The sequence below is a fragment of the Halomonas elongata genome, assembly GCF_029081005.1.
GTDB lineage: Bacteria > Pseudomonadota > Gammaproteobacteria > Pseudomonadales > Halomonadaceae > Halomonas > Halomonas elongata_B.
Genome location: NZ_JAJQTQ010000003.1, coordinates 231,001 through 241,556, shown reverse-complemented (window position 1 = coordinate 241,556; position 10,556 = coordinate 231,001). Strand labels below are relative to the sequence as shown.

The following is a 10,556-nucleotide window of genomic DNA, read 5'->3' as shown; positions in this document are numbered from 1 at the left end:
CGGAATTGGTAGACGCGCTAGCTTCAGGTGCTAGTGTCCTTACGGACGTGGAGGTTCAAGTCCTCTCCTGGGCACCAAGAATCGCGCAAGCGATGCCCGGAACACGACGATGCATGATGCGCCCAGGTGGCGGAATTGGTAGACGCGCTAGCTTCAGGTGCTAGTGTCCTTACGGACGTGGAGGTTCAAGTCCTCTCCTGGGCACCACATTTCGCGTCATGCAGCTGCATATCCTCGTAAAGAGCACCTCATACAGGAAACCGCGACGACAGATCGCGGTTTTTTTGTGTCTGAATGACGCCTTCTCCATGTCGATCGCGAACGACGACCGCCTGCTCTGCCGAATGTGGGCGACAGACCATACCCGACGCCATCAGAAGCGGCCCGGCAACCGCGCCACTTCCTCGAGCCCCCAGCCCTCGGTGGATACCCGGGCTTCCAGCGCCTCGGCCGCCGTCGGCGGAAGCTGCGGGAAGAAATCCAGCCCGGTGCGTGCCTCGATCTCGTCGATGCTGACCACGAAACGATCCAGCGGCTCATCGCCGTTCACGTCCTGGGGCATCAGAAAAGCCAGCGCCTTCGGCTGTTCACCCGGCACGACCAGGATCTTGTAGAAGGCCTCCGGCACTTCCACCAACCCCACTCGACGAAGCATGCCATCCAGGAAGTCATCGTCGAACACCGGCCCCGTGATCACCTGCAACCGACCGAGACGCGGCACGAAACGATCGATCACCACTTCTTCGAGACGTTGCCATAACCGACGATTCAGGTCCGGACGCTGCGGCGTCATGTTGCTCATCAGGAAGGTATCGCGCTGTGCCTCGCTTCCATGCACCACGGCGATGGCATAGTTGGGTGCCAGGTGCCCTCGGTCGTAGCCACTGTGCGAATAACTGTCCGGCGCGACCGGCCAGAGGGAGCGCCAGTCACGCCGGAAGCCGGGGCGCTCCCCCGCCCGGGGATCCTCCACCGAGTGCAGGGTATAGCTCACCCACAACGGGCTCACCCGCAGATCCGACCAGCCAAGCAGATAGCCCTCGTTGCGCAGGACACGATGCAGGCTCAGCGGCGTCAGTTCCGACCAGGTCGGCACGCCCATCCAGCTCAGCCGGTCGCGCACCTCACGCTCCTGCATGTACCAAAGGCCACTGCCGACAGTCGCGAACAGCACGGCGACGCCGACGCGCCGCATCATGCGACGCAGGAAAGTATGACGAGACATCCAGGGAATCCGTTCCTGTCAGGGTCCAGGGGCCGTCCTCGCACGACGGCCGAGCGGGGGTTACCAGCCGAGCGAGAACATGGTCTCGAGATCGTGGCGGGAGTGTACCTGCATGGCGTTGAGCGTCTCGGTCTCGCGAATGCCCTCGACATCATTGAGTCGCCCGGTAACCAGCTCGGCCAGGCTCTCGAAATCCCGGGTACGCGCGATGGCCACCAGATCATAACGGCCACAGGTGGAAAAGACCTCGCTGATGCCTTCGACATCCGCCAGGCGCTCGGCCACCGACTTGACCTGACCCTTCTCGGCATTGATCAGAATCACGGCATTCTGCATCGGGCACTCCTCGGCTGTCCTGCGCTGAACGATACGCGATAGCTCGGACCACCGCGACTGCGGCGATTATAGCAGCGTCGTCCGCCTCGATCAGCCGGACGCGGACGACTCCGTGCCCTCGTCTTCCGGCAGCGGCCAATGGTAGCGACGCACCACCTCGTCTTGTTCCATGGACTCCAGCTTGACCGGGAAGCCCCACAGCTGGTGCAGATGACGCATCACCGGATAGACGCTGCGCGCCAGAGGGCGACGATTGTCCTGGACATGGCGCAGGGTCAGCGAACGGTCGCCACGAATGTCCGCCGAATAGACCTGAATATTGGGCTCGCGCACCGACAGGGCATACTGGGATGACAGAGCTTCGCGGATGCGCCGATAGCCGCGCTCGTCGTGTATCGCAGCGACCTCGAGCATTTCGTCCTGGTCGTCGTCCACCACCTTGAACAGCTTGAGGTCGCGAATCACCCTGGGCGACAGGAACTGCTGGACGAAGGATTCATCCTTGAAGTTGCGCATGGCGAAGTTCAGCGTCTCTCGCCAATCGCTGTCGACGATGTCCGGGAACCACTCACGGTCTTCCTCGGTGGGCGACTCGCAGATACGCCGGATGTCGGAGAACATCGCGAACCCCAGAGCATAGGGGTTGATGCCATTGAAGGCTGGACTGTCGAAGGCCGGCTGCTGCACCACGGAGGTATGCGACTGAAGGAATTCCAGCATCAGCCCCTCGTCCACCAGGCCATCGTCGAACATGCGGTTCATCAGCGTATAGTGCCAGAAGGTCGCCCACCCCTCGTTCATTACCTGGGTCTGGCGCTGCGGATAGAAGTACTGGGCGAGCTTGCGCACGATGCGCACGACTTCACGCTGCCAGGGCGCCAGCAAGGGGGCATTCTTTTCGATGAAGTAGAGCAGGTTCTCCTGAGGCTCCGGCGGGTAGCGTCCGCCGGCATGCAGTCCGAGGGGATCCTCGCCATCATCGATCTCTCCGAGCCCCTCCCCTTCCGGCGCACGCTCCGGGATCGTTCGCCACAGGGTATTCACCTGCGCCTGGAGATAGGTCTCGCGCTCTTTCTGGCGGCGCGCCTCCTCTTCGGCGGAGATCGGCGAGGGGCGCTTGTAGCGATCGACCCCGTGGTTCTGCAGGGCGTGGCAAGCATCCAGCAGTTGCTCCACGGCACTCACCCCGTAGCGCTCCTCGCACTCGGCGATATAACGACGGGCGAACAGGAGATAATCGACGATGGAGTCCGCGTCGGTCCAGGTTCGAAACAGGTAGTTGCCCTTGAAGAAGGAATTGTGCCCATAGCAGGCGTGAGCCATCACCAGCACCTGCATCATCAGGGTGTTCTCTTCCATCAGGTAGGCGATGCAGGGATTGGAGTTGATCACCAGCTCATAGGCCAGCCCCATCTGACCGCGCCGATAGGCCTGCTCCACGGCCAGGAACTGCTTGCCGAAGGACCAGTGGTGATATCCCACCGGCATGCCGACACTGGCGTAGGCATCCATCATCTGCTCGGTCGTGATGATCTCGATCTGGTTGGGGTAGGTGTCCAGTCGATACTCGTCGGCCAGACGCGCGATCTCCTCCTCGAATTCGGTGAGGATCTCGAAGCTCCAGTCGGAGCCGGTGGCGATGGGCTTGCGATCGGTCATGCTGCCTCCTTGGCCTCGCCTCAAGACTGGGCGGCGCGGCGCCGGAACAACTCGCGAAACACCGGATAGATATCGCCGGCCTCGACGATCTGGCGCATGGCGAAGCGGTCGGCATACTCGACCTCCACGCGCTCGTATTCCTCCCACAATGCCTGATGGGCATGCGGAGTGATCTCGACATAGGTGAAGTACTGCAGCCTCGGCATCAGCGACTTCACCAACAGGTCGCGACAGGTCAGGGAATCATCGTCCCAGTTGTCGCCATCGGACGCCTGGGCCACGTAGAGATTCCACTGACCCGGCGGATAACGTGCCTCGATGATCTCGTCGACCAGCGTCAGGGCACTCGAGACGATGGTGCCACCGGTTTCCCGGGAGTAGAAAAACTCCTCCTCGTCGACCTCCTTGGCGGCGGTGTGGTGACGCACGAAGACCAGTTCGACCCGTTCGTAGTTACGCTCCAGAAAGAGGTAGAGCAGCAGGAAGAAGCGCTTGGCGATATCCTTGTGGGCCTGGGTCATCGACCCGGAGACATCCATCACGCAGAACATCACCGCCTTGCTGGATGGCTGAGGCTGGTTGATCACATTGTTGTAGCGCAGATCATAGGTATCGATGAAGGGCACCGCCTCCAGGCGCTTCTCGAGGCGTTCGATCTCGGCCTTGAGCTCGTTGATGCGCGCCGGGTTGCGCAGCACCGGATCCTTTCGCTCCTCAATCTCCAGCGCCTCTCTCGCCTCTCGCAGTGCACGTCTGATCGGGCCGCGCATGGCGATGCGACGGGCATGGGCCTCGCGCATGGAGCGCACGATATTGATTCTCGCCGGCACCCCGTCCCGGGTCAGACCGGCTCGCACCGGTTTCACCTCGTCGAGATCGACCAGCGGCTTGCGCTCCAGATGGGGCAGCTCGAGCCCATCGAAGACGAAATCCAGAAACTCCTCGCGGCTCAGAGTGAAGGCAAATTCGTCCATGCCCTCACCCTGGTTGGAAGCGCCACCCTCTCCGGCGCCGTCGCCACCGCCGCCACCACCGGGGCGACGCAGCCGATCCCCCTCGACGAACTCCTTGTTGCCCGGCGCGATGATGGAGCGCCGCCCCCCGGGCCCATGCTGGAACACCGGCTCGGAAATGTCGCGAGTCGGTATCGAGACCTTCTCGCCACGCCCCATGTCGGTGATGGAACGGCGGTTGACCGCTTCCTCGACGGAGCGCTTGATGTGCCCACGATAACGATCGAGGAACCGTTGGCGGTTGACCGCACTCTTGTTCTTGGCATTGGCCCGACGGTCGATGAAATACGTCATGCTGACCTCCTCTGGGCGCTGCTCACCACGGGGAACGACGGCCCAGACCGCCCTCCCCGTTCGTCGCTCGTAGCTCGTCGCTCATCGCTCGTCGCTCGTCGCTCGTAGCTCGTAGCTCGTAGCTCGTAGCTCGTAGCTCGTAGCTCGTAGCTCGTAGCCCAGACTACTGCGACTTGCGCACCCGCAGATACCACTCGGACAACAGGCGTACCTGCTTTTCGGTGTAGCCGCGGTCGACCATCCGCGCCACGAAGTCCTCGTGCTTCTTCTGGTCGGCCGTCGATGCCTTGGCGTTGAAGGAGATCACCGGCAACAGCTCCTCGGTATTGGCGAACATCTTGTGTTCGATCACACCGCGCAGCTTCTCGTAGGACTGCCAGCTCGGGTTCATGCCGTTGTTCTGGGCACGGGCCCTGAGCACGAAGTTCACCACCTCGTGACGGAAATCCTTGGGATTGGAGATCCCCGCCGGCTTCTCGATCTTCTCCAGTTCCTCGTTGAGGGACTGACGATCGAACAGCTCGCCGGTCTCGGGGTCGCGGTACTCCTGATCCTGGATCCAGAAATCGGCATAGGTGACATAGCGGTCGAAGATATTCTGGCCATATTCGGAATAGGACTCCAGGTAGGCGGTCTGGATTTCCTTGCCGATGAAGTCCACATAGCGAGGCGCCAGGAACTCCTTGATGTAGCGCAGGTAACGCTCGAAGGTCTCGCGGGGCAACTGCTCCTGTTCGAGACGTTGCTCGAGCACATAGAGCAGATGCACCGGGTTGGCGGCGACTTCGTGATTGTCGAAGTTGAACACCTTGGACAGGATCTTGAAGGCAAAACGGGTCGAGAGACCGTCCATCCCTTCATCCACACCGGCATTGTCGCGATACTCCTGGATCGACTTGGCCTTGGGGTCGGTATCCTTGAGGTTCTCGCCGTCGTAGACGCGCATCTTGGAATAGACACTGGAGTTCTCCGGCTCCTTGAGCCGCGAGAGCACCGAGAACTGGGCCAGCATGCGCAGGGTATCCGGCGCGCAGGGCGCTTCGTTGAGCGAGGAATGCTCGAGCAGCTTCCTGTAGATGTTGATCTCCTCGCTGACCCTCAGGCAATACGGCACCTTGACGATGTAGACGCGGTCGAGGAAGGCCTCGTTGTTGCGGTTGTTGCGGAAGGTCTGCCACTCGCTCTCGTTGGAGTGCGCCAGGACGATGCCATCGAAGGGAATCGCCCCCATGCCCTCGGTGGGATTGTAGTTGGCCTCCTGAGTGGCGGTGAGCAACGGATGCAGCACCTTGATCGGTGCCTTGAACATCTCGACGAATTCCATCAGCCCCTGGTTGGCCTTGCACAACCCGCCAGAGAAGCTGTAGGCATCGGGATCGTCCTGGGAGTAGAGCTCCAGCTGGCGAATATCGACCTTGCCGACCAGCGAGGAGATGTCCTGGTTGTTCTCGTCACCGGGCTCGGTCTTGGAGATGGCGATCTGGTTGAGCCGCGACGGGTACAGGCGCACGACCCGGAACTGGGAGAGATCGCCGCCGAACTCCTGTAGACGCTTGGCCGCCCAGGGCGACATCACGCTCTTCAGGCAGCGCCGGGGAATGCCGTATTCCTTCTCCAGCAGTTCGCCATCTTCCTCCGGCGAGAACAGGCCTAACGGCGACTCCTGCACGGGAGAGCCCTTGATCGCATAGAAAGGAACCCGCTCCATCAGCAGCTTGAGGCGCTCGGCGAGCGACGACTTGCCACCGCCAACCGGCCCCAGCAGATAGAGGATCTGCTTCCTCTCCTCCAGCCCCTGGGCGGCATGCCGGAAGTAGGCAACGATCTGTTCGATGGCCTCTTCCATGCCATAGAATTCCTCGAAGGCCGGGTAACGACGGATCACCTTGTTCGAGAAGATCCGCGCCAGCCTCGGATCCTTGGCCGTGTCGATCACCTCGGGCTCGCCGATGGCCTCCAGTATGCGTTCGGCGGCATTGGCATAGACCGAAGGCTGCTCCCGACAGAGCTCCAGGTACTCCTGCAGGGTCATTTCTTCCTGCTGGGTGCGGGCATAGCGGTTCTGCACATGATCGAAGATGCTCATCGAAGCCTCCTTTAGACCCGGCGCCCCGGCCATGACAGTGTCGGCGAACCTGCCGGGGATCGGTAACTTCAGCGTAGACAGCATTAGCGGACAACGATTCTTCGTTCTTCAACGCAGCAGCCTGCCACTACTCCTTATCCCTATGAACCCGGAAGCCGCCGGGTGGTTCGTGAAAAATGGTCGCATGGATTCATCACGCCGCACTCAGAGGGTATTTACAAAAGTCACGAGCGACGGCCAGACAAGGCGAAATTCGGCGAGAGCGCGGAGTTTAGGGACACTAAATGAGCACTTCGAGCCGAATTTCAACGCGGTATGGTCGAGCGCAGTAGTTTGTAAACACCCTCTCAGAGGGCGGCGGCGACCCGAGTCCCCTGCTCGACGGCACGCTTGGCATCGAGCTCCGCCGCCTCGTCGGCACCGCCGATGACATGCACCGGGACACCCGCCTCGCGCAACGCCTCGAGATCGTCGCGTACCGACTCCTGGCCGGCACAGACCACCACGGTATCCACCTCGAGCAGCCTGGGCTCGCCATCCTGACGGATGTGCAGGCCCTCGTCGTCGACCCCCACGTACTCGCATCCGACCAGCGTCTCGACATTTCGGTGACGCAGCGAGGCACGATGCACCCAGCCGGTGGTGGTCCCCAGCCCCTTGCCGGGCTTGGACGTCTTGCGCTGCAGCAGCATGACCTGCCGCGGTACCGTCGGCCGATGTGGCGCACGCAGCCCCCCCGGCGTCGCCACCGTCAGATCGACCCCCCACTCTGCGCACCAGGCATCGACATCCAGGGCGGGATGTCCGGCGTGGGTCAAGAGTTCCGCCACGTCGAAGCCGATGCCACCAGCCCCGATGATGGCCACACGAGGTCCGACCCGCTCGGCATGCACGATAGCCGCCGGATAGGACATCACCTTGGGATGATCGATACCGGGCAGGTCCAGACGACGCGGCCGCACACCGGTGGCCAGGATCACCTCGTCGAAGGCCGTCAGGTCATGGGTGCTGGGTGCCGTGCCGAGCCTCACGTTCACCTGGTGGCGCTCCAGCATCACCCGGAAGTAGCGCAGTGTCTCGTCGAATTCCTCCTTGCCGGGGATCCGCCGGGCATAGTTGAACTGGCCGCCCAGCTCGGACTGACGCTCGAACAGCGTCACCGAGTGCCCCCGGCTGGCGGCCGTCACGGCGGCGGCCAGCCCCGCTGGCCCGCCCCCCACCACGGCAATGGCGCGCGACACCTCGGCCGGCGCGATGACCAGCTCGGTCTCGTGGCATGCCCGGGGATTGACCAGACAGGAGGTCAGCTTGCCCTGGAAGGTGTGATCCAGACAGGCCTGATTGCAGGCGATGCAGGTGTTGATCTCCTCGCTGCGCCCCTCTCGCGCCTTGGCGATCCAGGCCGGATCCGCCAGGAAGGGCCGCGCCATAGACACCATGTCGGCCTGCCCCTCGGCCAGCACCCGCTCGGCGACATCGGGCATGTTGATGCGATTGGTGGTGATCAGCGGGATCGACAGCGCCTCGCGCATGCGGCGGGAGACCTCGCTGAACGCCGCACGGGGCACGCTGGTGACGATGGTCGGCACCCTCGCCTCGTGCCAGCCGATGCCGGTATTGACGACATCCGCTCCGGCCTCCTCCACGGCACGCCCCAGGGTCACCACCTCCTCGAAGGTACTTCCGTCTTCGACCAGATCGATCATCGACAGCCGGAAGATGATGAGGAAATCCTCGCCCAGCGCGGCGCGCATGCGTCGCACGATTTCCACCGGGAAGCGGATGCGATCGGCGAAGTCACCGCCCCACTCGTCCTCGCGCTGATTGGTGCGCCGGCAGATGAACTGATTGATGAGGTATCCCTCGGAGCCCATCACTTCAACGCCGTCATAGCCCGCCTCGCGAGCCAGGCTGGCACACCGGACATAATCGTCGATGGTCGAGGCGACCTCGTCACGACTCAGCTCGCGGGGCGTCAGCGGGTTGATCGGCGCCTGGATCGGCGAAGGCGCCACCAGATCGGGCGAATAGGCATAGCGTCCGGCATGCAGGACCTGCAGACAGATCCGGCCCTGTTCGGCATGCACGGCGTCGGTCACCCTGCGATGATCGACCACCTGCTCGGGTCGCTCCAGAGTCGCCGCCCCCTGGAAGACCGCCCCCTGAGGGTTCGGCGCGATACCGCCGGTAACGATCAGGCCCGCGCCTTCCCGGGCACGTTCGGCATAAAAGGCGGCCAGCCGCTCGAAACCCTGCGGCGCCTCTTCCAGGTTGGTGTGCATCGAGCCCATCAGCACGCGGTTGGGCAGGGTCAGGGCCCCCAGCGTGATGGGGCGAAACAGATGTGGATATGCAGTCACGGTCGAGTCCTCGCGGTCGGGCAACGGAAATTCAAACAACTGTATGATAGTCGCTCGGGTTCCGCAAAGCCCGGGCACTCGCCCCAAGAGGATAGTCGATCTCGACCTTCACGCACGCGAAAGACCCCGAGTCTTTCGACTCGGGGTCCGGAATTCGAAGCAGATGGCGGACCGGACGGGACTCGAACCCGCGACCTCCGGCGTGACAGGCCGGCATTCTAACCAACTGAACTACCGGTCCGCGTGGTGGGCGATACTGGACTCGAACCAGTGACCCCCAGCATGTGAGGCTGGTGCTCTAACCAACTGAGCTAACCGCCCACGCGTTTACTGCCTGGATTGTTTCGCTTGTCATCGTGGCGGACCGGACGGGACTCGAACCCGCGACCTCCGGCGTGACAGGCCGGCATTCTAACCAACTGAACTACCGGTCCACAAGACGACTGGCGACACAGGATGGATGGCGGACCGGACGGGACTCGAACCCGCGACCTCCGGCGTGACAGGCCGGCATTCTAACCAACTGAACTACCGGTCCGCTTTCGCTACCTGCGACATGATCGGGCATGACTACGTCATGGTGGGTGGTACAGGGATCGAACCTGTGACCCCCAGCTTGTAAGGCTGGTGCTCTCCCAGCTGAGCTAACCACCCCCGGTCACGTGGCGCTGCATTCTACAGGGACGGCACTCATTGTCAACGCGTTTTTTCGCACTTCCCTGACTGACGCCTTCCGAGAACCCCAGATCTATCATCCACTTGGGAAAGCGCCGGCAAGAGCTGTGGCAGGCGCAATACGCCGGAATGCAGCATCATGCGTGGCGCGCCATGAACTCGGCGATGCCACGTGCCCCTTCGTGGATCAACTCGACCTGGGTCAGCCCCGAAGCACGACGCGGCCGCCAGTCATGTTCACCATCCGTCAACCAACGCACCTCGGCGACACCGGGCAGCGCATAGCCGGCCACCTCGCTCCGGGTACCGAAGGGGTCACGCTCTCCTTGCACCACCAGGGTAGGACAGACCAATTCAGGCCAGTGATCGAGACGTCGTTTCTCGGGGCGACGCGGCGGATGAAAGGGATAGCCACACAGCACCAGGCCGGCCGCTCCGTCACGAGCCGCCAGCATGCTGGCCACGCGTCCACCCATGGACTTGCCACCCAGCCACAGCGGGGCCTCCAGGTGGGGCAACAGGGCGCCACGCCACATCGCCAGCTCCTCGACCAGCCGCTCGACCCGGGGTGGTGGCCGACGCCGCCCCTCGCAGCGCATGCGGCGCAGGTACTCGAACTCGATGGCCAGGGTCTGCACGCCGACATCGGCCAGGGCACGCCGGAGCTCGACCAGGAAAGGGGAATCCTGTCCGGCACCGGCGCCATGTGTCAGCAGCAGGCTGCCGGTCCGGCATTCGCCCTGCACCCGGAGCGGGCCGAGCGACGCGGAATGCTCGCCCGCGCCATGCCGCAGCACCCGCTTCAGCTCGTCGACATCGATCCCCTCGATCATGCTCGTCTTTTGTGTTGACACTCCATCACCTATATTGTGTACCAAATGATTGTTTAAATGTATTCATTAAATGGA

7 protein-coding genes and 6 tRNA genes are annotated in these 10,556 nt (G+C 62.7%); 1 reads left to right on the top strand and 12 read right to left on the bottom strand.

The window, feature by feature from the left end:
• Positions 1–120 precede the first annotated feature (120 nt).
• Positions 121–207, top strand: a tRNA-Leu gene (locus LU493_RS03885).
• Between the two features lie 166 nt (positions 208–373).
• On the opposite strand, the gene LU493_RS03880 is transcribed toward LU493_RS03885, so the two are convergent.
• The 12 genes from LU493_RS03880 to LU493_RS03825 all read right to left on the bottom strand — a co-directional run bounded on the left by LU493_RS03880 (position 374) and on the right by LU493_RS03825 (position 10,502).
• Positions 374–1,225 carry a DNA/RNA non-specific endonuclease gene (locus tag LU493_RS03880; RefSeq protein ID WP_275286471.1) on the bottom strand — a complete coding sequence of 284 codons (852 nt, stop codon included), beginning with the start codon at positions 1,223–1,225 and terminating at the stop codon, positions 374–376.
• Between the two features lie 60 nt (positions 1,226–1,285).
• Entirely contained in the window at positions 1,286–1,561 is a 276-nt protein-coding gene (locus LU493_RS03875; RefSeq protein ID WP_275286470.1) for an Lrp/AsnC family transcriptional regulator, read from the bottom strand.
• Positions 1,562–1,651: 90 nt separating this feature from the next.
• Positions 1,652–3,220: a SpoVR family protein gene (locus LU493_RS03870; protein ID WP_275286469.1), complete on the bottom strand. Its 1,569-nt coding sequence runs from the start codon at positions 3,218–3,220 to the stop codon at positions 1,652–1,654.
• Positions 3,221–3,240: 20 nt separating this feature from the next.
• Complete coding sequence (locus tag LU493_RS03865; RefSeq protein WP_275286468.1) at positions 3,241–4,527, bottom strand: YeaH/YhbH family protein; 1,287 nt, start codon at positions 4,525–4,527, stop codon at positions 3,241–3,243.
• Between the two features lie 163 nt (positions 4,528–4,690).
• Positions 4,691–6,613 carry a PrkA family serine protein kinase gene (locus LU493_RS03860; RefSeq protein ID WP_275286467.1) on the bottom strand — a complete coding sequence of 641 codons (1,923 nt, stop codon included), beginning with the start codon at positions 6,611–6,613 and terminating at the stop codon, positions 4,691–4,693.
• 347 nt (positions 6,614–6,960) lie between these two features.
• On the bottom strand, positions 6,961–8,973 hold the full coding sequence (locus LU493_RS03855) for an NADPH-dependent 2,4-dienoyl-CoA reductase (protein ID WP_275286466.1): 2,013 nt from the start codon (positions 8,971–8,973) through the stop codon (positions 6,961–6,963).
• A gap of 164 nt (positions 8,974–9,137) precedes the next feature.
• A tRNA-Asp gene (locus LU493_RS03850) sits at positions 9,138–9,214 on the bottom strand.
• Positions 9,215–9,217: 3 nt separating this feature from the next.
• Positions 9,218–9,294: transfer RNA gene (locus LU493_RS03845), tRNA-Val, on the bottom strand.
• Positions 9,295–9,330: 36 nt separating this feature from the next.
• Positions 9,331–9,407: transfer RNA gene (locus tag LU493_RS03840), tRNA-Asp, on the bottom strand.
• Between the two features lie 27 nt (positions 9,408–9,434).
• Positions 9,435–9,511: transfer RNA gene (locus tag LU493_RS03835), tRNA-Asp, on the bottom strand.
• 40 nt (positions 9,512–9,551) lie between these two features.
• Positions 9,552–9,627, bottom strand: a tRNA-Val gene (locus LU493_RS03830).
• A gap of 158 nt (positions 9,628–9,785) precedes the next feature.
• Entirely contained in the window at positions 9,786–10,502 is a 717-nt protein-coding gene (locus LU493_RS03825; RefSeq protein WP_275286465.1) for an alpha/beta family hydrolase, read from the bottom strand.
• Between the last annotated feature and the right edge of the window lie 54 nt (positions 10,503–10,556).